Annotated in this window: 19 protein-coding genes; 8 read left to right on the top strand and 11 right to left on the bottom strand. The window is 73.2% G+C overall.

Annotated features, from left to right (window positions below):
• The first annotated feature begins 87 nt into the window (after positions 1–87).
• The 8 genes from ACGFI7_RS13420 to ACGFI7_RS13385 are packed head-to-tail and all read left to right on the top strand — an operon-like array spanning position 88 to position 9,510.
• Positions 88–1,200, top strand: coding sequence for an ABC transporter ATP-binding protein (locus tag ACGFI7_RS13420; RefSeq protein ID WP_393403341.1), 1,113 nt, complete (start codon positions 88–90; stop codon positions 1,198–1,200).
• Positions 1,197–2,588: an MmgE/PrpD family protein gene (locus tag ACGFI7_RS13415; protein ID WP_393403338.1), complete on the top strand. Its 1,392-nt coding sequence runs from the start codon at positions 1,197–1,199 to the stop codon at positions 2,586–2,588. The genes ACGFI7_RS13420 and ACGFI7_RS13415 overlap by 4 nt, the downstream gene beginning before the upstream one ends.
• Positions 2,585–3,724, top strand: a complete 1,140-nt coding sequence (locus ACGFI7_RS13410) for a CapA family protein (protein ID WP_393403335.1) — start codon at positions 2,585–2,587, stop codon at positions 3,722–3,724. Before ACGFI7_RS13415 ends, ACGFI7_RS13410 begins: the two co-directional genes overlap by 4 nt.
• A complete protein-coding gene (locus ACGFI7_RS13405; protein ID WP_393403332.1) occupies positions 3,721–4,779 on the top strand; it encodes an ABC transporter substrate-binding protein in 1,059 nt (352 codons plus the stop codon). Before ACGFI7_RS13410 ends, ACGFI7_RS13405 begins: the two co-directional genes overlap by 4 nt.
• The gene (locus tag ACGFI7_RS13400) at positions 4,776–6,482 is read left to right on the top strand and encodes an ABC transporter permease (RefSeq protein ID WP_393403329.1); all 1,707 of its coding nucleotides are present in this window, start codon (positions 4,776–4,778) and stop codon (positions 6,480–6,482) included. The genes ACGFI7_RS13405 and ACGFI7_RS13400 overlap by 4 nt, the downstream gene beginning before the upstream one ends.
• Positions 6,483–6,493: 11 nt before the next feature.
• Entirely contained in the window at positions 6,494–7,639 is a 1,146-nt protein-coding gene (locus ACGFI7_RS13395) for an ABC transporter ATP-binding protein (RefSeq protein WP_393403326.1), read from the top strand.
• A gap of 33 nt (positions 7,640–7,672) precedes the next feature.
• On the top strand, positions 7,673–8,503 hold the full coding sequence (locus ACGFI7_RS13390) for a helix-turn-helix transcriptional regulator (protein ID WP_393403323.1): 831 nt from the start codon (positions 7,673–7,675) through the stop codon (positions 8,501–8,503).
• 44 nt (positions 8,504–8,547) lie between these two features.
• Complete coding sequence (locus ACGFI7_RS13385; protein WP_393403320.1) at positions 8,548–9,510, top strand: zinc-binding alcohol dehydrogenase family protein; 963 nt, start codon at positions 8,548–8,550, stop codon at positions 9,508–9,510.
• A gap of 2 nt (positions 9,511–9,512) precedes the next feature.
• Here ACGFI7_RS13385 and ACGFI7_RS13380 read toward each other — a convergent pair whose 3' ends face one another.
• From ACGFI7_RS13380 to ACGFI7_RS13330, 11 genes are all read right to left on the bottom strand, one after another.
• On the bottom strand, positions 9,513–10,787 hold the full coding sequence (locus ACGFI7_RS13380; protein WP_393403317.1) for a 2-hydroxyacyl-CoA dehydratase: 1,275 nt from the start codon (positions 10,785–10,787) through the stop codon (positions 9,513–9,515).
• A complete protein-coding gene (locus ACGFI7_RS13375) occupies positions 10,775–11,839 on the bottom strand; it encodes a 2-hydroxyacyl-CoA dehydratase (RefSeq protein WP_393403315.1) in 1,065 nt (354 codons plus the stop codon). Before ACGFI7_RS13375 ends, ACGFI7_RS13380 begins: the two co-directional genes overlap by 13 nt.
• Before the next feature lie 2 nt (positions 11,840–11,841).
• A complete protein-coding gene (locus ACGFI7_RS13370) occupies positions 11,842–13,080 on the bottom strand; it encodes a CaiB/BaiF CoA transferase family protein (RefSeq protein WP_393403312.1) in 1,239 nt (412 codons plus the stop codon).
• Positions 13,073–14,194 carry a CapA family protein gene (locus ACGFI7_RS13365; RefSeq protein ID WP_393403309.1) on the bottom strand — a complete coding sequence of 374 codons (1,122 nt, stop codon included), beginning with the start codon at positions 14,192–14,194 and terminating at the stop codon, positions 13,073–13,075. Before ACGFI7_RS13365 ends, ACGFI7_RS13370 begins: the two co-directional genes overlap by 8 nt.
• Entirely contained in the window at positions 14,191–15,012 is an 822-nt protein-coding gene (locus tag ACGFI7_RS13360) for an amino acid ABC transporter ATP-binding protein (protein ID WP_393403306.1), read from the bottom strand. Before ACGFI7_RS13360 ends, ACGFI7_RS13365 begins: the two co-directional genes overlap by 4 nt.
• Positions 15,009–15,851 (bottom strand): amino acid ABC transporter permease, encoded by an 843-nt coding sequence (locus ACGFI7_RS13355; protein ID WP_393403303.1) that lies wholly within the window; start codon positions 15,849–15,851, stop codon positions 15,009–15,011. The genes ACGFI7_RS13360 and ACGFI7_RS13355 overlap by 4 nt, the downstream gene beginning before the upstream one ends.
• Positions 15,848–16,741 carry a transporter substrate-binding domain-containing protein gene (locus ACGFI7_RS13350; RefSeq protein WP_393403301.1) on the bottom strand — a complete coding sequence of 298 codons (894 nt, stop codon included), beginning with the start codon at positions 16,739–16,741 and terminating at the stop codon, positions 15,848–15,850. The genes ACGFI7_RS13355 and ACGFI7_RS13350 overlap by 4 nt, the downstream gene beginning before the upstream one ends.
• A 162-nt stretch (positions 16,742–16,903) precedes the next feature.
• Positions 16,904–17,359, bottom strand: coding sequence for a MaoC family dehydratase (locus ACGFI7_RS13345; protein ID WP_393403298.1), 456 nt, complete (start codon positions 17,357–17,359; stop codon positions 16,904–16,906).
• A gap of 33 nt (positions 17,360–17,392) precedes the next feature.
• Positions 17,393–18,298, bottom strand: a complete 906-nt coding sequence (locus ACGFI7_RS13340) for an SDR family oxidoreductase (protein WP_393403295.1) — start codon at positions 18,296–18,298, stop codon at positions 17,393–17,395.
• Positions 18,299–18,394: 96 nt separating this feature from the next.
• Positions 18,395–19,318: a PaaX family transcriptional regulator C-terminal domain-containing protein gene (locus ACGFI7_RS13335; protein ID WP_393403292.1), complete on the bottom strand. Its 924-nt coding sequence runs from the start codon at positions 19,316–19,318 to the stop codon at positions 18,395–18,397.
• A gap of 52 nt (positions 19,319–19,370) precedes the next feature.
• Entirely contained in the window at positions 19,371–20,861 is a 1,491-nt protein-coding gene (locus ACGFI7_RS13330; RefSeq protein WP_393403289.1) for a long-chain fatty acid--CoA ligase, read from the bottom strand.
• Between the last annotated feature and the right edge of the window lies 1 nt (position 20,862).

The following is a 20,862-nucleotide window of genomic DNA, read 5'->3' as shown; positions in this document are numbered from 1 at the left end:
AGGAGACGACGTGACGGGCGCGACCCCGCCGCTGCGGGTGGAGCCTGACGCTCACACTCCCCTCCACCCCGCGCAACGGGAGACGACATGACGGGCGGGGGGTCGTTGCTGCGGGTGGAGAACTTGGTGAAGCGGTTCCGGGTGCCCGGTGGGACGATCGAGGCCGTCTCCGGGGTGGGGTTCGAGCTGGGGCGCGGGCAGACGCTCGGGCTGGTGGGCGAGTCGGGGTGCGGCAAGTCCACCACGGGGCGGGCCGTCCTCCAGCTCCCGCCGCCCGACGCGGGCAGCGTACGGTTCGGCGGCACCGAGCTGACCGCCCTGTCGCGGCGGGACCTGCGCCGGGTACGGCCCCGCCTGCAGATCGTCTGGCAGGATCCGCGCTCGGCGCTCAACCCGGGGCGGCGGGTCCGCGACCTGGTGGCCGAGGGTCCGGTCATCGCGGGCCGGCCGCGCGCCGAGATCGCCGACCGGGTGGACGCGGCGCTCACCGAGGTGGGCCTGAACCCGGCCGAGGTCGGCGACCGGCGGCCGCACCAGTTCTCCGGCGGCCAGTGCCAGCGGATCGCCATCGCGCGGGCGCTCGTGCTGGAGCCCGAGCTGCTGGTGTGCGACGAGCCGGTGGCCTCGCTGGACGTCTCCGTACAGGCCCAGGTGATCAATCTGCTGCGGGACGTCCGGGACCGGCACGGGCTGTCGATGTTGTTCATCTCCCACGACCTGGGCGTGGTGCACAACGTGAGTGACCGGGTCGCGGTGATGTACCTGGGCCGGATCGTCGAGATCGGTGACGTGGCCGGTGTCTACGGCTCGCCGGCGCACCCGTACACGCGTGCCCTGCTGGACGCGGTCCCCGTGCCCGACCCGCTCGCGCCCCCGCCGGGACCGCCTCTCAAGGGCGAGGTCCCCTCCCCGCTGCGCCCGCCGTCGGGCTGCCGCTTCCGCACCCGGTGCCCCCTGGCCCAGCAGGTCTGCGCGGACGTGACCCCCGAGCTCCGCCCCATCGCCGACGACCACCAGGTCGCCTGCCACTTCTCCCCCGGCCACGACCTCCAGGAGAACAACTCCGGGACCCTCCCGAAAGCGCCCGGGGAGGCGCGGCGCGCGGAGACGCCCGGAGACGCGCCCCAGGAGGTTCCCGAGAAGGCGCGGCGCGCGGACATCCCTTGCAGGCCGTCTCGGGGAAACCGGGGGCGGGGATGAGGGGGGCTACCGGGGAGTTGGCGGGGTTCGCCGCTGAGGTCAGGTTCGGGGGGTTGCCGGCCGAGGTGGTGGAGCGGGTTGTCCGGCATGTGCTGGACAGTGTGGGGGCCGGGATCGCCGGTTCGGTGAAGCCGTGGAATGCGATCGTGCGGCGGTACGCGTTGCGGGAGACCGGGCCGGGCGCGTGCAGGATGTACGGGACGGCGGGCACCGGGCGGCCCGAGTGGGCGGCGCTGGCCAATGCCACCGCCGCGCACGGGTTCGAGATCGACGACTACGCCCTGCCGGCGCTGGCGCATCCGGGGTGCGTGGTGGTGCCGGTGGCGCTGGCCGTCGGTGAGGAGGCGGGGGCGCGGGGCCGGGCGGTGCTGGCCGCCGCCGCGGCCGGGTTCGAGACCGTGGTGCGGTTCGGGCTGGCCACGACCCCGTCGCTCACCTCCGACCGGGGGTTCCACGTCACGGGCGTGCACGGCGTGTTCGGCGCGGCCGCCGTGGCGTGCGGGCTGCGCGGGCTCGATGCCGGTACGACCGCGTCCGCGTACGGGCTGGCCGCGAGTCAGGCGGGCGGCGTCACCGAGTACACCCGCTCGGGCGGCGAGGTGAAGCGGCTGCACGCCGGGCTGGCCGCGATGGCCGGGATCCGGGCCGCGACGCTGGCGGGCGACGGGTTCACCGGGCCCCGTACGGCGGTGGAGGGCCCGCGCGGCCTGCTGCGCGCGTTCGTCGCCGACCCCCGACCGGCCGCGCTGACGGCCGGGCTCGGGGAACGGTGGGAGCTGCACGGCCTGGCGCTCAAGCGGTACTGCGTGTGCGCGGGGATCCAGGCCCCGCTGCGGGCGGTGAGCGAGCTGCGCGCGGCGGCCTTCGACGCCGGCGACGTCGAGGAGATCGTGGTCGGCCTGGACGCCGCCACCCTGGCGCACGTGGGAGCTGTCGGCGCGCACCCGCGTGACATGACCGAGGCCCAGTTCAGCGCCCGTCACGCGGTCGCCATGCACCTGGTGCTGGGCGGCAACGACCCCGGCCACTACGAGCGGCTGGAGCGGGCGGGCTTCGCGCTGCCCGAGGTGTCCGCGCTGGCCGGGCGGGTCCGGCTGGAGCTCGACGCCGAGGCCGAGCGGTGGTTCCCGCGCAGGCTGCTGGCCCGGGTCCGGGTGCGCCTGCGCGACGGCCGGGAGCTGTGCCGCCTCGCCGAGGCGCCGGGCAGCCCGGCCTCCCCGATGACCGGCGAGGAGATCGAGGCCAAGTTCCTCGGCCTCGCCGAACCGGTGCTCGGCCGCCGCGCCGCCTGCCGGGTCCGCGACGCCGTGCTGGCGCTCGCGGACGACGGGCCGGTCGCGGCCGTGCTGGCGCCGGTGCACGAGCAGCACGCCAGGAGGAGCGCATGAGCGACGAGCTGACCCTGTACGCCGTGGGGGACGTGGGCCCGGAACGGCCCGACCCCGCGACCTTGTTCACCCGCGTCGGCGGCACGCTGCGCGGCGGCGACCTGGCCTTCTGCCAGCTGGAGATGAACCTGACCGAGCGCGGCACCCGGCTGCCCCAGGTCCGGCACACCGCCCGCGCGGCCCCGGCCACCGCCGGGTCGCTGCGCGCGGCCGGGTTCGACGTGGTGTCGTGGGCCGGCAACCACTGCATGGACTGGGGGCCGGAAGGCTTCTTCGACACGATCGACGCGCTGGAGGGCGAGGACATCACCGTCCTCGGCGTCGGCGCAAACCTCGCCGAGGCCCGCGCGCCGCGCGTCGTGGAGCGCGGCGGCACGCGGATCGCGTTCCTCGCCGCCTGCAGCATCCTGCCCGCCGACTACTGGGCGACCGACCGGCGGCCGGGGTGCGCGCCGATGCGGGCCCACACCGTGTACGAGCCGACCGAGCCCGACCAGCCCGGCACCCCCTGCCGGATCATCACCTACCCGCACCGGGAGGACCTGGCCGCGCTCACCGAGGGCGTCGCGCGGGCAAAGGAGCTGGCCGACGTGGTGGTGGTCTCGCTGCACTGGGGGATCCACTTCGTGCCCGCCGCGCTCGCCGACTACCAGCGGGACGTGGCGCACGCCGTGATCGACGCCGGCGCGGACCTCGTACTCGGCCACCACGCGCACATCCTGAAGGGCGTCGAGGTCTACCGGGGCAAGGCCATCTTCTACAGCCTCGGCAACTTCGCCATGGACCTGCCGATGACGGCCGAGCACGCGGCGAGCAAGGGCTTCCGCGAACTGCTGAAGCTGCACCCCGGCTGGGAGCCGGACCTGGGCAGCACGTACAACTTCCCGCACGACTCGCGCAAGACCATCGCGGTGCGCTGCCGGGTCTCCCGCGACGGCGTCGGCGAGGTGGCCTTCCTGCCCGCCTACATCGACCGCTCGTCCCGCCCGGAGTTCCTGACCCGCTCCGACCCCCGCTTCGGCGAGGTCGTCGGCTATCTGCGCGACGTCGGCGAGGACCAAGGACTCCGCACCGTGTTCGACCCGTCCGGCGACGCCGTGATCGTCCGTACGGACCACCCCCTGGAGGAATCATGATCTCTCATCTGCGCCTGTCGGCCGCGGCCGTCCTGCTCCTGGCCGCCGCGGCGTGCGGCTCGGGTGGCTCGGGCACCTCGGGCGGCTCGGGTGACGCGCAGGCCGTGCCCGCGGACGCGCCGCCCGCCCTGCGCACGCTCGTCGAGGCCGCGCGGAAGGAAGGCGAGCTGGTCTGGTACAGCGTGCCGGCCGAGAACATCGCCAAGGCCGTGTCCGACGACTTCGCGAAGAAGTACGGGATCAAGGTCAAGTTCATCCGGCTGACCTCCAGCGACCTCGCCCAGCGGTTCGCCGCCGAGGCCGAGACCGGCAAGCCGGCCGCCGACCTGTTCGTCGGCTCGTACACGCCGTTCGTCCCCCAGGCGCTGGCCAAGGGCTGGACGGTGAAGCTGGCCGACGCCGGCATCCCCGAGTACCCCAACGGCTACCCGGAGAAGTACCTGCTGCCCGACGACGGGACCGCGGTGGTCCAGGTGCAGCCGTCCGGGATCGCGGTCAACAGCCAGCAGGCGGGCGGCGCGATCAAGGACTGGCAGGACATCCTCGACCCGAAGTGGAAGGGCAAGGTCATCCTGGTCGACCCACGCACCTCGGCCGCGTACACGCCGTTCTGGAACCTGATCGTCAAGGAGTACGGCGAGGAGTTCCTCACCAAGCTGAAGGCGCAGAACCCGATCGTGGCCCCCGGCTCCGCGCCCGCCACGCAGCAGCTCGCCGCGGGCGAGGGCGCGATCGTGATGCCGGGCGTGCAGTCGATCACCGACGACCTCAAGGGCAAGGGCGCGCCCGTCGAGTACGTCCAGCCCGAGGCCTCGACCGGGCCGGAGATCGTGCCCGGCCTGGCGGCGAAGGCCGCTCACCCGAACGCCGCCCGCCTGTTCGTGCACTACCTGATGAGCGAGGAGGGCAACGCCAAGCTCAACGCGATGCCCGGCTCCGGCTCGCCGCTCGACCCGTCGTCGCTGCCGGCCCGCTACTCGTTCAACCGTGACCTGACCGGCACCACCGCCGAGCAGATCCACGCCCTGCTCGGCCTGGGCGAGGCGGGCACGTGACCACCTGGACCCGGGTGCGGGGGCTCACCCCGTTCCAGGTCGCCGCCACCCTGCTGGCGCTGGGACTGGGCGCGCTGGCGGTGTACCCGCTGGCGCTGGTGGTGATCCGGCCGTTCGTCACGGACGGCCGGCTCGACCTGGCCCCGATCCGCGACCTGCTCGCCCAGCCGGACCTGGTCACGCTGCTGTGGCACACGGCGGCGGTGGTGGGTGCGAGCGGGCTGGCGGCGCTGCTCGTCGGCGCGGCCCTGGCCTGGGTGAACGAGCGCACGGACGCCCGGATGGGGCTGCTCACCGACGTGGTGCCGCTGGTGCCGTTCCTGCTGCCGCCGATCGCGGGCGCGATCGGCTGGTCGCTGCTCGGCTCGGAGCGCTCCGGCTACCTCAACCTCGCCCTGCGCCCGCTGCTCGGCGTCGAGGGCGCGGGCCCGGTGAACATCCACTCCTGGTACGGGATCATCTTCGTCTACACGATCTACCAGGTCCCGTACGTGTTCATGATCGTCTCGGCGGGGCTGCGCAACACCGACCCGGCGCTGGAGGAACAGTCGCGGATGAGCGGCGCGGGCCCGCTGCGCACGCTCCGCCGCGTCTCGCTGCCGTCGGTGCGGCCCAGCCTGGGGGCCGCCGCGCTGCTGATGGTGTGGACGGGCTTCGGGTTGTTCTCCATCCCGGCGATCCTCGCGCCGCAGGCGGACCTGGACATCCTGTCGGTACGGGTCGTGCAGCTGCTGTCGTTCACCTACCCGCCGGAGACCGGGGTGGCGGTGGCGCTCAACCTCGTCGTCATGCTGGTCGTGACCCTGGTCTGGTACGCGCAGACCCGGATGCTGCGCAGCACCCGCACCGCCGGGATCGGCGGCAAGGGCGCCCGGCCGCGCCCGACGCGGCTGGGCCCGTGGCGGGGGCCGGTGCGGGCGGCGATCGTGCTGTATCTGACGCTGACCTCGATCCTGCCGCTGGGCGCGCTGGTGCTGGTGTCGCTGACCGGGTTCTGGAGCAGCACGGTCGACTGGTCCCGGCTCAACCTGGACGCGGTGGTCCGCACGCTGACCGACACCGCCACCCAGGAGGCGCTGCTCAACAGCCTGGTGCTCGGCGTGGTCTGCGCGACCGTGGGCGTGCTGGCGGCGGCCGTGGTGTCGGTGCTGGTCCGGCGGTCGGGGCGGGGCACCGGGATGCTGGTCGACGCCGCGATCAAGTTCCCGCCGACGCTGTCGCACCTGGTCATCGCGGTCGGGTTCGTGCTGGCGTTCAGCGGGGCGCCGTTCCATCTGGGCGGCACGCTGTGGATCCTGATGCTCGCGTACGTCTCGCTGCACATGCCGCAGGCCACGACCGCGTCGGACGCGGCGGTCGGCCAGGTCGGGCCGGAGCTGACCGACGCGTCCAGGATGAGCGGCGCCGGGCAGGCGCGGACCTTCCGCAGGATCACGCTGCCGCTGATGACGCCGGGCCTGCTGGCCGGGTGGGCGCTGCTGTTCGTGACCATCGCCGGCGACATCGGCGCCTCGGCGATCCTGGCCGGCACCGGCAACGAGGTGGTCGGCTTCCGCATCCTGGAGGTCTTCGCCAACGGCGACTACGCGATGCTGGGCGCCATCTCGATCATCCTGACGCTGGCCACGTCGCTGGTGGTGCTGCCGGTCACCTGGTACGCCCGCCGGCGCGGCGCCTCCCCGCTCTCCCGTACCCAGCCCTGAGGTGACTCGACATGCAGACCGCGGACGTGGCCGAGACCGGCCTTCCCCAGCAGGCCGGTGAGCCGCCCATCGTGCGGCTCACCGGCGTGCGCAAGAACTACCGCCGGGTCGACCGCACGATCGCGGCGGCCGTGGACGGCGTCTCGCTGGAGGTCGATCCGGCGGAGATCCTCGTGCTGCTCGGCCCGAGCGGCTGCGGCAAGACGACGCTGCTGCGCTCGATCGCCGGGCTGGAGACGCCCGACGACGGCACGGTGGAGATCGCGGGCCGGGTGGTGTTCGACGCCGCCCGGCGGCTGGACGTGCCGCCGGAGCGCCGGGGCCTGAGCATGATGTTCCAGTCGTACGCGCTGTGGCCGCACATGTCCGTGTTCGACAACGTCGCCTACCCGCTGCGGAGCAGGCGCGGTTCGCGGCCGGGCAAGGACGACCTGGCCGGGCGGGTCGGCGAGGTGCTGGAGCTGGTGGGCGTCGCCGAGCTGGCCCGGCAGTTCCCCGGCGACATGAGCGGCGGCCAGCAGCAGCGGGTCGCGCTGGCCCGCGCGCTGGTCGCCGGTGACGGGCTGATCCTCTTCGACGAGCCGCTGTCGAACGTGGACGCCAAGGTGCGCGAGCGGCTGCGGGTCGAGCTGCTGGCCATGCAGCGCAGGCTGGGCTTCGCCGCGGTGCACGTGACCCACGACCAGACCGAGGCGATGGAGCTGGCGACCCGGATCGCGGTCATGCGGGCGGGCCGGGTGGAGCAGCTCGGCCCGCCGCGCGAGATCTACGAGCGGCCCGCCACCCGGTACGTGGCCGGCTTCGTGGGGATCGCCAACGAGGTGCCCGGCGAGGTGGCCGGGCTCGACGGCGACACGGCGACCGTGCGCACCCCGTACGGGACGTTGACCGGGGTGCGCGGGGCGGGCCTGGAGGAGGGCGCGCGGGCCGTGGCGGTCTGGCGTCCGGAGCACGGCCGGATGAGCGAGGACGAACCGGGCGGGCCGAACCGGTGGCGGGCGCGGCTGCGGATCTCCATGTTCGCCGGCCCGCACCTGGAGCACCACCTCGACGCGGAGGGCCTGCCGTCCCGGTTGTGGTCCGGCGGCGGCGACGTTACGGCGGACGAGGTGTGGATCGGCGTGGACCCCGACCGGCTGCTGATCCTCCCTGCCTGACGCCGCCACCTCGACGGCGCCTATGGTGTGCTGGTGACCGTGAGACAGGGCCGTCGTGACCAGCTCAGGGAGTTCCTGCGCGCCAAGCGGGAAGCCATCACCCCCGCCGACGTCGGCATGCCCTCCGGCGGGCGCCGCCGCACTCCCGGGCTGCGCCGCGAGGAGGTGGCGGTGCTCGCCGGGGTGGGGGTGTCCTGGTACACGTGGCTGGAGCAGGGACGCGACATCAAGGTCTCCGACGCCGTGCTGGACGCGGTCGCCCGCGCGCTGAGGCTCGACGAGGCCGAGCGGGCGCACCTGTACGTGCTCGCCGGGCTGAATCCACCCGATCTGACAGGCCGGCCTGGAGCGCCGGTGAGCGGGCAGCTGCGTGCGGTGCTGGACGCGTGGATGCCCCATCCGGCCCACGTGCTGGACCGGCACTACACCCTGGTGGCGATGAACGACGCGGCCCGATGGGTGTTCGGGTTCGACGACGACGTCGAGAACTGCATGGTGGCGTTCTTCACCCACCCGGCCTACCGCGGCAGGTTCACCGCGTGGCACGAGTTCGCCCCGGACATGGTGGCCGACTTCCGTGCCAGCGCGGCCCGGTACGCCGACGACCCCGTCTTCGGGCGGATCGCCGAAGAGCTGTGCGCGGCCAGTGCGGACTTCGCCGCGTTGTGGGCGCGGCCGGATGTCCGCTCCCGCTCCCAGGGGATCAAGGCGATCACCCATCCCGAGGCCGGCGAGCTGACCTTCGAGTACTCGCTGCTGCGGCTGCCGGACCGCGCGGACCTCAACGTGGTGCTGCATACGCCGCATCCTGACACCGACACCAAGGAGAAGATGGAAAGCCTGGTGGTGGCACACCCAGGATGAGCTGACACTGCCGTGGCGACTGTCGTCCCCGCACGATGGACGGCATGAGAGCGATCACGATTCCCGAGTTCGGGACCGCCGACGTCCTCCGCCTCGACGACGTCGAGGTGCCCGAGCCGGGGCCTGGACAGGTCTCCGTCGACGTGGCCTACGCGGGCGCCAACTTCGCCGAGATCCTCTACCGGCGGGGTGTGGTGGACGTGCCGCTGCCGTTCGTGCCCGGCATCGAGGTGTCGGGCCACGTCCGGGCGCTCGGTCCCGGCGTCGAGGGGCTGCGCGTGGGCCAGGCGGTCGCCGCGCTGACGATCGTCGACAGTGGCGGCTACGCCGAGGTGGTGACCACCTCCGCCGACCTGGTGGCTCCGCTGGACGGCTACGACCTGGGGCTGGACGTCGCGGCGGGGCTGCCCTCCAACAGCGCCACCGCGTTCCTCGTGCTCGACCGCGTGGCCCGCGTCGAGCCGGGGGAAGACGTGCTGGTGCACGCCGCCGCCGGAGGCGCGGGCAGCCAGCTCGGCCAGGCCGCCCGGCTGCTGGGCGCGGGCCGCGTGGTGGGCGCCGTGGGCAGCCCCGCCAAGATCGAGGCGGCCAGGGCGTTCGGCTACGACGAGGTGGTCCTCCGCGAGCGGGTGGCCGAGGCCGGTCGGTTCGACGTCGTGGTGGACATGGTCGGCGGTGCGGCCCGCCGGAGCAGCCTGGACCTGCTCGCGCCGATGGGCCGGATGGTGGTGATGGGCAACGCCTCCGGCGCCGAGGACGTCGGGATCTCGGCCGATGAGCTGTGGTTCACCAACAAGACCGTCTCAGGGTTCAACCTGGCCGCGTTCTCCGCCGCCTTCCCCGAAGAGGCGGGCCGGGCGCTGCGCCGGGCCGTGGCCGCGGCCGCCGGCAAGGAGCTTCGGGTACATGTCGAGTCGCTGCGGCTGGAGGAGGCCGCGCGGGCGCACCGCCGCATCGAGTCCGGCAGCACCACCGGCAAGCTCGTGCTCGAGGTCCGGCGACCCTGAGCTCACGGGCGCCGGGTCAGGACCACGTCCTCCAGCCAGCGGCCGATGCGGGCGGCCACCGCCTCGTCGTCGTAGGTGCGGGCGTCGACGTTGTCGGCGTGCAGGTGGAGGACGGGGAAGCCGGCCGCCTCCAGCGCCCTGGCGGTGAAGTAGCTGCCGCGCGGGTCGTCGGAGACCAGGTGGACCACGCCGTCGATGCCGTGCAGCCGGGCCTCCTTCACGTACCACTCGCTGGACCAGGGCGGCGTGTAGAGCTGGTCGGTGAAGGCGGCGAAGCGGGCGGCGAGCGCCCGCATCGGGTCGTCGCCGTAGCGGATGTAGCCGTCCGCGGCGATCGCCAGGTACATCGACCACACGAACACCGCGCCGTACGCGTCCTGGAAGCGCTGGTAGAAGCCCATGTCGTACCAGAGGCCGCGGCCGATCCACATCAGCCGGGCCCGTTCGCCCGGGCAGGCGGCCTGACCGGTGTCGGCCCGCTCGCGCACCTCCTCGTAGAACCGGCGGGCGGCGTCGCGCGCCCACGGGGTGCCGCGGTGCCACTGCGGGAGCATGACGCTGGGGATGCTGTCGGTCACGCCGACGGGGGCGGGCCGGGTGCGGGCGATGAGGTCGCGCGCCTTCCTGTTCCACTCCTCCTGCTCGTTGACCAGGGCCATGACCTCGCGCAGGCGCGACTCGCGGAACCGCCTGCCGGTGGTCGTCTCCAGGAACCTGACGAGGTTCTCCAGCTCGGCGGTGAGCAGGTCGAGCCGGGCCGGGCCGATGGCCTCCTCCCAGCGGTGCGGCATGAGCTCCCACCAGTTCGCCGGCACCTCGTTCTCGGCGGCGCTCTCCAGCGGGAAGAACGTGACGCCGGGCTCCCTGCCCCAGATGTCGAAGATCTTCCTGGTGACGTCGCCGGAGGCGTCGCCGACCACGATCGACGGTCTGGGCAGGCCGCCCCACGGCCCCGAGCCGGGGTCGGGGTCGAACGCCGAGCCGAGGGTGACCGCGTTGTACTGCTCGGAGTGGTCGGGGTAGCCGCGCTCGCGCACCAGCCCCAGGTAGTGGGCCGAACGCTGCTTGGCGGCCACGACCGACGCCCACCACTGACTCACCACGTACGGGATGTCCATGACGCGGAAGATCTCGTGCGGCACGTCGGCGTTGACCACGGCGAACGGCTCCCCTGCCGCGGCCCTGCGGCGGACGTCGGCGAACCACTCGCGCTGGTGCCGGCCCGCCTCGGCGGCCGTGGCGAGCGCCTTCACGCCGCGGGTTCTCATGCCGGGCATCGCAGCTCCTTCAGGTCGGCCCGGCCGTACTCCTGACGGTCCAGCAGGACGGCCGGGAGGCCGAGGGCTGCCCGCTGGTCGGGGAAGTCCCAGGCGGGGGCGTCGTCGCCGGTCCTGGCGTAGGCGACGAGCAGCTCGGCGCGGCAGCGGCGGGCGGCCGCCGCGGTGCGCGCGGCCCGCTCGGCCGTCGTCGCGGCCGGGGCGTACGGGCCGCCCTCGTGGTAGTGCTCGGCCAGCGCGTCCAGGTCGCCGGGGCCCACCAGGCGTTCGAAGGACGGGTCGCCGAAGGAGTGGTCCTCGCCGACGATCACGTGCCCGTCCGCCTCGATGGCCTCGTACACGTGCGGGGTGTCGTGATCGCTGCCGGTGAGGAAGACCCGGCGGCCGGGGCGGGCGGGCAGGTCTCCGGACTCGGCCAGCAGCTTCTCCAGCAGCGCGACGTGCTCGGGCGGGGGCAGCGGGGCGTTGGCGACCGCGAGGAACTGGCGGCCGGTGAGCCGGGCCGGCGTCTCGCGGCGCAGCGCGGCGGCGTCGGCCAGCAGGCGGCGCCGCCGGTCGTGCGCGGCCACCGCGCCCGCGACGTCGAGCGGCCGGCCGGTCCAGGCCTCCAGGCGGGCGGCGAACTCGCCGATCCTGCGCCGGTTGTAGCGGGCGGTGGTGCGGTGCGGCAGGTGCCGGATGTCGACCAGGTACGGCTCGGGGACTCCCGCGCCCGGCTCGACCCGGCGCAGCTCGCGCAGCGCGTAGAACAGGCGCAGCGACGCCTCGCAGTCGTGCCCGACGACGACCCGGTCCAGCTCGCCGTAGCCGCCTTCGAGCAGGCGCGACAGGATCGAGCGCGCCATCGGGTCCACGCCGGCGCCCAGATAACGGTCTCCCGCCGTGGAGTCCGCGCCCGGATCGCCGGTCAGGCGCACGGCGGTGACCCCGGCGGCGGTCAGCAGCTCGACGGGCACGTCCGCGCCGACGTACCCGACCACGAACCCGCCGCCGGGACGACCACCTCGCCCCGCGTACGCGGCCTCCAGCGCCTCCAGTGCGGCAGGAGGCATCGTCAGATCACCCCGTCGTCGGCGAGGGACTTGAGTTCGTCGTCGGAGTAGCCCAGCAGGCCGCCGTAGACCTCGGCGTTGTGCTCGCCGAGGGCGGGGGCGGGCCGGTCGAGGGCCGCCTCGGCGCCGGAGAAGCGGATCGGCATCCCCGTCCCGTGCAGGTCCTCCACCCGGCCGTGCCGGGGGTGCTCCAGGGGGACGACCTCGCCGCGCGACAGGACGACGGGGTCGCGGACGGCGTCGATCGGGTCGCGCACCTCGGCGGCGGGCACCCCGTTCCGGGCCAGCAGGTCCAGGACGGTCGCGAGCGGCAGGTCCGCCGCCCACGCGGCCAGGAGGTCGTGCAGCTCGGCGGCGTGCGCGACGCGGGCGTCGCGGGTGGCGAAGCGCGGGTCGGCGGCGAGGTCGTCGCGCCCCAGGGCGGCGAAGAGCCCGCGGGCGAACGCGTCGGTCGGCCCGCACAGCGCGAACCAGCCGTCCGCGGCCGGGAAGGTGCCGAACGGCGCCAGCCTCGGCACGGTGGCGCCCGTCCGCGCGGGCAGCCCGAGCTTCTCGTACGCGTCGAACGGCTCGCACGCCACCAGCGAGGTGAGCGCGCCCAGCATGGACACGTCGACGTGCTGCCCGCGCCCGGTGGCGTCGGCCTGCAGGACGGCCGCGAGCGTGCCGATCACCGCGTAGAGCGGCGCGACGAGGTCGCCGACGGGCAGGCCGAAGCGGACGGGCGGCTCGCCGGGCGCGCCGGCGGTCATCATGACGCCGCTGAGCGCCTGCACGATCGTGTCCATGGCCTTGCCGGAGCCGGGCCCGCCCTGGGCGCCGAACCCGCTGATGGACGTGCACACGATGCGCGGGTTGACCTCCCGGGCCCAGTCGTAGCCGATGCCCAGCCGGTCGGTGACGCCCGCGCTGTAGTTGTCGACCATGACGTCGGCCGCCCGGACCAGGCCGGCGAGCACCTCGCGGGCCCGGGGGTGCTTGAGGTTGAGTGTGACACTCTGCTTGTTGCGTCCGCGCAGCATCATCGACACGGACATGTCGTCGCTTCCGTCGCGCACCGTGGTCAGCCCGCCGGCGCCGACGTAGGGCGAGTTGCCGCGGGAGCTGTCGCCGCCGGTGAGCGGGTTCTCCACCTTGATCACGCGGGCGCCGAGCCCGGCCAGCAGCAGCGTCGCGTACGGCCCGGACAGCGCGGTCGTCAGGTCGACGACGGTACGGCCGGCGAGAGGGCGCTCAGCCACGCAGCACCACCTCGTCGCCGTCCCAGCCGAACTCCGTGGTCAGCCCGGCCTGGCGGGTGATCCGCTCGATGTACGCGGCGACCCGGCGCCCGTCCGCGTCGTCGCCGAGCGGTACGGGGCGGCCCGCGTCGTCGATCCAGCAGGGCACGAACCCGGCCGAGACCAGCCCGGACCCGTCGAAGCGGCAGGTCGCGATCGCGGTGTTGCGGCTCTCCGGATGGAAGGGGTAGAAGGGCATGCCGGGGTCGGGGGCGAACCCGTACAGCTCGACGCGGCGGCGCGCCCAGGCGGCGCGGTCGTCGTCCGCGCCGGGCGCGGGCGTGAGCGCGTGGGTGACGGTGACGAAGTTGCCCAGCCCGTGGTAGATGGGCCGGCCGCGATACATCTCGATGCCGCGCATGATGTGCGCGTGGTGGGCGAAGACGGCGTCCGCGCCGGCGTCCACGGCCGCGCGGGCGACCGGCTTCTCGTACATGGCGAGCACGGCCGGGGTGTGGCCGACGCCCTTGTGCAGGGAGACCAGCACGATGTCGGCCCGCTCGCGCAGCGCGGCCACGTCGGCGGCCATCCGTTCCAGGTGGTCGGGGTCGGCGAAGGTGTAGACGGTGGGCGGCCCGCCGGGGCTGGCGTGATCGAGCTCGTAGTGGGTGAGGACCTTGATGGGCGCGCAGCCGGGCTTGGCGCTGCCGGCCCACGACTCGCGCGGGCCGACGCAGTTGTAGCTGAGCACGCCGACGCGGAGCCCGCCGCGCTCCACGACGGCGGGGCGGCGGGCCTCGTCGAGGTTCATGCCGGCGCCGGCGGTGGCCAGCCCGGCCTCCGTCGCGTACTTGATGGTGTCGGCCACGCCCTGGTCGCCGACGTCGTAGACGTGGTTGCCGGCCAGGGTGACGACGTGGAAGCCCGCGTCGGCGACGGCGGGCAGCGCGGCCGGGTCGGCGGGCGGGGCCGGCACGTCGGTGCTGACCTGGGCGGTCGAGGTGCTGTGCGGCACCTCGACGTGGCCGATCACCACGTCGCCGCGGCGCAGCGTGTCGCGGGCGGGGGCGAAGAACGAGGCCGGGTCCGGCTCGTCGACGACCAGGTCGCCGACGGACATCACGGTGAGGGTCATCGGGTGGTCTCCTCCTCCAGCACGCGGTCGGGCGAGGGCTCGGCCGCGCGTCCGGTGAAGCGCGACAGGAACGCACGCAGGCGCGGCGATCGGGGATGGTCGAAGATCTCGTCGGGGGTGCCGGACTCGACGACGCGGCCCTTCTCCATGAAGACGCACCGGTCGGCGACCTCGCGGGCGAAGCTCATCTCGTGCGTGACGACGACCATGGTCATGCCGCCCCTGGCGAGGTCGCGCACCACGCTCAGCACCTCGTCCACCAGCTCGGGGTCGAGGGCGCTGGTCGGCTCGTCGAACAGCATGATCCGCGGGTTGGTGGCCAGCGCGCGGGCGATGGCGACGCGCTGCTGCTGGCCGCCGGAGAGCCGGCGCGGGTGCGCCTGCGCCTTGTCGGCCAGCCCGACGCGCTCCAGCAGCCGCAGCGCCTCCTCCCTGGCCTGCTCCTGGGACCGGCCGTGCACCAGGACCTGGGCCTCGGTGAGGTTGCGCAGCACGCTCCAGTGGGCGAACAGGTTGAACTGCTGGAAGACCATGCCCATCCGGCTGCGCTGGGCGGCCACCAGCTTGTCGGGCAGGGGGCGCAGGTGGCCGCGGTGGAAGGCGTAGCCGAGGAGCTCGCCGTCGAGGTACATGGCGCCGGCGTCGATGTCCTCCAGCTGGTGGACGCAGCGCACCAGGGTGGACTTGCCGGAGCCGGACGGGCCGATCACGGCCACGACCTCGCCCTCGCGCACCTCCATGCTGACGCCGTCGAGCGCCGCGTGCTCACCGAAGTGCTTGCGGACCTCCCGTACGCGCAGGACCGGCTCGCCGCTCATCGCTGCCCCTTCCCGAAGTGGCGTTCCAGGCGTTGCTGGCCGACGGACAGCAGGGTGACGACGGCGAGGTACCAGACGCAGGCGACGATCAGCAGCGGCACGACCTGGTAGGTGCGGTCGTAGACGATCTGGACCGAGCGCAGTAGGTCGGCCAGGGCGATCACGCTGACCAGCGAGGTGCCCTTGAGCAGGCTGATGAACTGGCTGCCGGTGGGCGGGATGATCACCCGCATGGCCTGCGGCAGCACGACCTTGACGAAGCTCTGCCCGGCGGTGAAGCCCATGGCCCGCGCGGCGTCCTTCTGGCCGCCGTCGACCGCCAGGATGCCGGCGCGGACGATCTCCGCCATGTAGGCGGCCTCGTGCAGGGTGAGCCCGATGACCGCGGCGGTGAACGAGCTGATCACCGAGTTGGTCGGCCAGGAGGCGAACGTCGGCCCGAACGGGATGCCGAGAGATATCCGCGGCAGCAGGTAGCCCAGGTTGAACCAGAACAGCAGCTGCACCAGGGGCGGCACGCCGCGGAAGACGCCGATGTAGAGGTTGCAGGCCCAGGCCAGGGGCCGGAACCCGCCGAGCCGGCCGGCCGCGAGCAGCACCCCGAGAAGGCTGCCGAGCGTCATGCAGATGACGGTCAGCAGCAGGGTCATGCCGAGGCCGAGCAGGATGTGCGGCTCGAACAGGTACTCGCCGACGACCGGCCACTCGAAGCGCGGGTTGCTGACCAGGAACCACCCGAGCTGGGCGGCCAGCACGAGCATCGCCGCCCCCGCCAGCCAGCGCATCGGGCGGATGCGCGGGCGGGCGGCGGCGACATCCACCGGGTGGGCCTCGGTCATGGCGTGGCCGCGGTGTTGAACTTGGGCTCGTCGACGGCGACGTTCTTCAGGCCGTACTTGTCGACGATCCGCTGGTACTCGCCGTTCTTGAAGATCTCCTTGAACGCGTCGAACATGACCGGGCCGAGGCCGCTGGACTTGGGCACCAGCATGGCGAGCTGGTCGACGCCTGCGCCCTGCTCGTCGGTCTGGGTGACGTACGTGAAGGCGTCCTTCTCCTTGGAGATGGCGTCGATGGCGGCGCTCTCGGTCATGCCGGCGGCGTCGGCGCGACCGGACTTGGCGGCGAGGATGGTGCCGTTGGTGTCGGCCAGCCCGATGAAGGACACCTCGGCCTTGCCCTGCTTGACGCACCAGGCGGTCAGGAGCTTGACCTGGTCCTCCACGATGCTGCCCGCGGTGCCGGAGACCTTCTTGCCGCACAGGTCGGCGGAGCCGGCGATGGTGGCGGAGCCGGACTTGGGGACGAGGTAGGAGGTGCGGCTGACCATCCAGACGATGGCGTCGAACTGCTTCTCCCGCTCGGCGGTGTCCTTGACCGGCCCGTTGAACGCGTCGTACCGGGACGACAGCATGCCCGACAGGGCCGCGGGGAGGCCGCCGACGATGACGATCTCCGTGCGAACGCCCAGCACCTTGGCGAGCGCGTCCTGGATCTCCTTGTCGATGCCGGTGACGGTCTTGCCGTCGTTGGCCACGATCCGGTACGGCGGGTGCGAATCCCCGGCGAATCGGATGACGCCCGCTTCCTTGATGGCATCGGGTAAGGCGTCGTACAGGGCGGTGCCGCCCTGCGCCCCGGCGTTCGGCGTCTCGCCTCCGCCGCAGGCCGCGAGGCCGGTGAGGGCCAGCGCCGACACGGCCGCGAGAACGGTCCTTGGCAATCTCATGGTGGATCCTCCCGCGACGGGTATGCAGCAAATGATGTTGCGATCGTCTTCATTAATGTCACATCTTGCGGCGCATACCTGTCAAGATGCCCTGGTATGTACGGGAAGTGACAGCACTCTAGGGCGGTATGACCGCTTTTGGGAAGAGAATCGGATTCCGGATCAGCCCAGGTACCGGTACACGGCCTGGGCCACGCACGCGGGCTTGGCCGCGTTCTCGACCTCGACGGTGAAGTCCAGCGTGGCCTGGACGCCGCCGCTGACGTCCTCGACCGCCACGACCTTGCCGGCCAGGCGGATCCGCGCGCCCACCGGCACCGGCGCGGGGAAGCGGGCCTTGTTCAGCCCGTAGTTGATCGCCATCCCGATGCCCTCGATCTCCAGCAGCTGCCCGAACAGCGGGATGATGAGCGACATGGTCAGATAGCCGTGCGCGATCGCGCCCTTGAACGGGCCCTCGGCCGCCCTGACCGGGTCGACGTGGATCCACTGGTGGTCGCCGGTGGCGTCGGCGAAGGTGTTCACCCGGTCCTGGGTGATCTCCATCCAGTCGGTGACGCCGAGGTCGGCGCCCGCGAGGGCCCTGATCCCGTCCAGGCCGTCGGCTTTCACGCTCATGGGTGACACTCTCCTTCTCGGGGTCCGGTCGAGCTATCCGAGGTCCGGCGCGGGGATGCCGTACGTCTCCGGACGGGCGCCGACCGTGGTGGGCCAGGCGGTCGCGATGTCCTCGGCGCGCCAGCCGCCCTCGCGGAAGGCGACGCTGATCTCCTGCGGGTGCGACCAGAGCGACAGCTTGTCGCCGCCGATGCCGATGCACTGGCCGGTGACCCCCGCGGAGGCGTCGGAGGCCAGATAGACGACCAGCCCGGCGACGTCCTCGGCGGTGCCGAACCCGACGCCCTGGCGCAGCGAGGCGGGCAGCGGCACGCCGTCCTGCTCCAGCGCCTCGATGTGCGGGGCGAAGGCGGGGATGGTCTTGGTCATCTCGGTCGCGGCGTTCGGCACCACGGCGTTGACCGTGACGCCCGCCTTGGCGCACTCCATCGCCCAGGTGCGCACCATGGCCGCGATGCCGGCCTTGGCGGCGGCGTAGTTGGTCTGCCCGAAGTTGCCGCGCTGGCCGGCGGGCGACCCGGCGACGATCACCCGGCCGCCGCCCTCGCGCTCGCGCATGTGCCGCACGGCCGCCCGCACGCAGGTGAACGTGCCGCGCAGGTGCACCCGCAGCACCGCGTCGAAGTCGTCGTCGGACATCTTCCACAGCACCCGGTCACGCAGGATGCCGGCGTTGGTGCACATCACGTCCAGCCGGCCGAACTCGCTCACCGCCCGGTCCACCAGCCGCTCGGCCGTCTCGGTCTCGCCGACCGCGGCGACCTCCGCGACGGCCCGGCCGCCGGCGGCGACGATCTCCTTGACGGCCGACCCGGCGGCCGCGGCGTCCACGTCGTTGACGACGACCGCGGCGCCGCGGGCGGCCAGCGCCCGGGCGTAGGCGAGCCCGAGCCCGCGGCCGCTCCCGGTGACGACGCCCACCTTGCCTGACAGATCCATCGACAGCCCTCTCTCACGCTCTCAGCGCTAACGTAGGGCACCAATATGTCGATCGTCAATAAACCTGTCTCGTTTTATTCTCCTGACGGGTACGGGTCAGCTCGCGGCCAGGATGGAGCTGGTGCGGTGGTGGGCGACCAGCTCCGCCAGCTCCGGCTCGAACTCCGCGACGATCTGCCGGACGCGGATCTCCGCGAGCGGCCCGAGCGTGTCGTAGATCTCCACGAACACGTCGCGCGCGGCGGACCGCGGCCAGTCGGCGGGCAGCAGCTCGGCGGGCAGGTCGGGGTCGAAGTTGGGGAAGGTGCGCCAGGTGTCCATGATCCCGGTGCGGGCCACCAGCGCCTCAGAGGCCCCGACGGCGCCCTTGCGCACCCGGGTCAGCAGCGGCGAGTAGCGCGCGAGGAACTCGTCGTAGTTGCGCCTGAGCTGGTCGAAGTCCCACGCCTGCTGCGGGGCGCGCATGCCGGGGATCTCCAGCGCCTGGGCGCGGAAGATCGTCGCGGTGGCCACCTCCAGCTCGGCGAGCGTCTCGGCGGCGCTGTCGGCGCCGGCCGTCGGCGAGACCCAGAGCCCGTCGTAGAGCGGGGCGAAGCCGAGCCAGCGCAGCTTGGTGCGGAGCGCGTGGCGCAGGTCGCGCTGCTCCTCGGAGACGGAGAAGGCGGCCACCGCCCACGTGCCGTCCCAGACGCCCTGGTCGAGGCCGAAGGACATGATGCGGTGCCGCCCCTCGGACAGCACGGCCGAGGCCCGGTCGGTCAGCCGGTAGTAGGTCCGCCGGCCCGACTTCGACGACTCCAGCAGGTCGCGGCGGGCCAGCCGGCTGAGCGCGGCCCGCGCGGCGACCGCCGACACGCCGAACTCCTCGGCCAGCCTGACCAGCGCCGCGGACGGCAGCTGCTCGGCCCGGCGAAACCAGTAGTCGCCCAGGAGCGTCGTAATAAGGTGTTGTGGGGGCGCGCCCACCTGAAAGCGCGGGAGATCGACCTCTCCTGCCTCAGACCATCCACCGTCAGTCACATCAGAAGTATACGTATGACGCTTCTGCCTACGCACGTTACCGAATCGTCGCTCATGTCCTGGTCGCGTACGCGCGGCGGAGTTCCGGCTTGAGCACCTTCCCCGCCGCGCTGCGCGGCAGGGCGGCCACGAACTCCACGCTCCGCGGCACCTTGTACCTGCCGAGCCGCCGCCGCAGGTGGTCCAGGAGCGCGTCCTCGTCGGCGACGGCGCCCGCGCGCAGCACGACCACGGCCTTGCCCACCTCGCCCCACTTCTCGTGCGGCACCCCGATCACGGCGCACTCCGCCACGTCGGGATGCTCGTACAACGCGTTCTCCACCTCGGCGGGATAGATGTTCTCCCCGCCTGAAATGATCATGTCCTTGATCCGGTCGACCACGAACACGTAGCCGTCGCCGTCCACGGTCGCCACGTCGCCGGAGCGGAACCAGCCGTCGCCGCCGAGCACCGCCCGGGTGTCGCCGGGCCGCTTCCAGTAGCCGCGCATCACGTTGGGCCCCCGGACCAGCACCTCCCCCGGCTCGCCCGCCGCCGTGTCCGCGCCGCCGGGACCGACGACCCGCACGTCGGTGAAGAAGTGCGGCACCCCGGCCGACCCCGCCTTGTCCCGGCTCATGTTCCGATCCAGGCAGAGCGCGCCGGGCGAGGTCTCGGTCATCCCGTAGCCCTGCACGAACGACAGCCCGCGTTCGAGGTAGCGGCGGATCAGCGCCTCCGGCACGGGCGCGCCGCCGCACAGCATCGTGCGTACGGACGACAGGTCCGCGCCCGCCCAGCCGTCCGCCGACGCGAGCGCGTCGAACATGGTGGGCACCCCGAACAGGAACGTGACCCGGTGACGCGCGATGAGGTCGAGCGCCGCCTCCGCGCGGAAGGCCGGCTCGACCAGCACCCGCCCGCCCTTGAGCAGGGTGGGCAGGCAGGTCATGTTCAGCGCGGCCGTGTGGAACAGCGGCGCGGTGACCAGGGTGACCTCGTCACCGGCCAGGTCGAGGTCGACCAGCACGTTGAGGCAGTTCCAGATGAGGTTGCCGTGGGTGAGCACCGCGCCCTTCGGCTGCCCCGTGGTGCCGGAGGTGTACATGATCAGGCACGGGTCGTCGGCGAAGACCGGCTCGTCCAGGGGCGTCGCGGGCGCGGCGGCGAGCCGTTCCTCGTAGCCCGCGTGCACGTCGAGGACCGGCACGCCGGGATCGGTGAGCGCGTCGCAGCCCCGGCCTCGGACCAGCGCGACCGCGCCCGAGTCGGCCAGCTGGTAGACGAGCTCCCCGCCCGCCAGCCGCGTGTTCAGCGGCACGAACACCGCGCCCAGGACGCCGGCCGCGAACAGCGTCTCCAGGTAGGCCGGATGGTTCTCCCCCAGGTACGCCACCCGGTCGCCGCGCCGCACCCCGTGGGCGCGCAGCACGTGGGCCAGCCTCGTCACCCGGTCGTCCAGCTCCCGGTAGGTCCGCGCCACGCCGTCGTGCACGACCGCGACGCGGCCGGGCGTCTTGCGTGCGCGACGGCGCGGCCAGGATCCGATTCCCTCATTGCGCATC

It is taken from the genome of Nonomuraea sp. NPDC048826 (assembly GCF_043198225.1).
Taxonomy (GTDB): Bacteria; Actinomycetota; Actinomycetes; order Streptosporangiales; family Streptosporangiaceae; genus Nonomuraea.
Note: the sequence above shows the minus strand (reverse complement) of the source record. Positions and strands in the feature narration are given on the sequence as shown.

What these genes read in the sequence shown, in the direction of transcription:
- ACGFI7_RS13410 (WP_393403335.1), top strand. Translation starts at nt 2,585, where the DNA reads ATGAGCGACGAGCTGACCCTGTACGCCGTGGGGGACGTGGGCCCGGAA.
- ACGFI7_RS13415 (WP_393403338.1), top strand. Translation starts at nt 1,197, where the DNA reads ATGAGGGGGGCTACCGGGGAGTTGGCGGGGTTCGCCGCTGAGGTCAGG.
- ACGFI7_RS13380 (WP_393403317.1), bottom strand. Translation starts at nt 10,787, where the DNA reads ATGCCCGGCATGAGAACCCGCGGCGTGAAGGCGCTCGCCACGGCCGCC.
- ACGFI7_RS13365 (WP_393403309.1), bottom strand. Translation starts at nt 14,194, where the DNA reads ATGACCCTCACCGTGATGTCCGTCGGCGACCTGGTCGTCGACGAGCCG.
- ACGFI7_RS13330 (WP_393403289.1), bottom strand. Translation starts at nt 20,861, where the DNA reads ATGCGCAATGAGGGAATCGGATCCTGGCCGCGCCGTCGCGCACGCAAG.
- ACGFI7_RS13375 (WP_393403315.1), bottom strand. Translation starts at nt 11,839, where the DNA reads ATGCCTCCTGCCGCACTGGAGGCGCTGGAGGCCGCGTACGCGGGGCGA.
- ACGFI7_RS13385 (WP_393403320.1), top strand. Translation starts at nt 8,548, where the DNA reads ATGAGAGCGATCACGATTCCCGAGTTCGGGACCGCCGACGTCCTCCGC.
- ACGFI7_RS13345 (WP_393403298.1), bottom strand. Translation starts at nt 17,359, where the DNA reads ATGAGCGTGAAAGCCGACGGCCTGGACGGGATCAGGGCCCTCGCGGGC.
- ACGFI7_RS13420 (WP_393403341.1), top strand. Translation starts at nt 88, where the DNA reads ATGACGGGCGGGGGGTCGTTGCTGCGGGTGGAGAACTTGGTGAAGCGG.
- ACGFI7_RS13340 (WP_393403295.1), bottom strand. Translation starts at nt 18,298, where the DNA reads ATGGATCTGTCAGGCAAGGTGGGCGTCGTCACCGGGAGCGGCCGCGGG.
- ACGFI7_RS13350 (WP_393403301.1), bottom strand. Translation starts at nt 16,741, where the DNA reads ATGAGATTGCCAAGGACCGTTCTCGCGGCCGTGTCGGCGCTGGCCCTC.
- ACGFI7_RS13355 (WP_393403303.1), bottom strand. Translation starts at nt 15,851, where the DNA reads ATGACCGAGGCCCACCCGGTGGATGTCGCCGCCGCCCGCCCGCGCATC.
- ACGFI7_RS13360 (WP_393403306.1), bottom strand. Translation starts at nt 15,012, where the DNA reads ATGAGCGGCGAGCCGGTCCTGCGCGTACGGGAGGTCCGCAAGCACTTC.
- ACGFI7_RS13395 (WP_393403326.1), top strand. Translation starts at nt 6,494, where the DNA reads ATGCAGACCGCGGACGTGGCCGAGACCGGCCTTCCCCAGCAGGCCGGT.
- ACGFI7_RS13405 (WP_393403332.1), top strand. Translation starts at nt 3,721, where the DNA reads ATGATCTCTCATCTGCGCCTGTCGGCCGCGGCCGTCCTGCTCCTGGCC.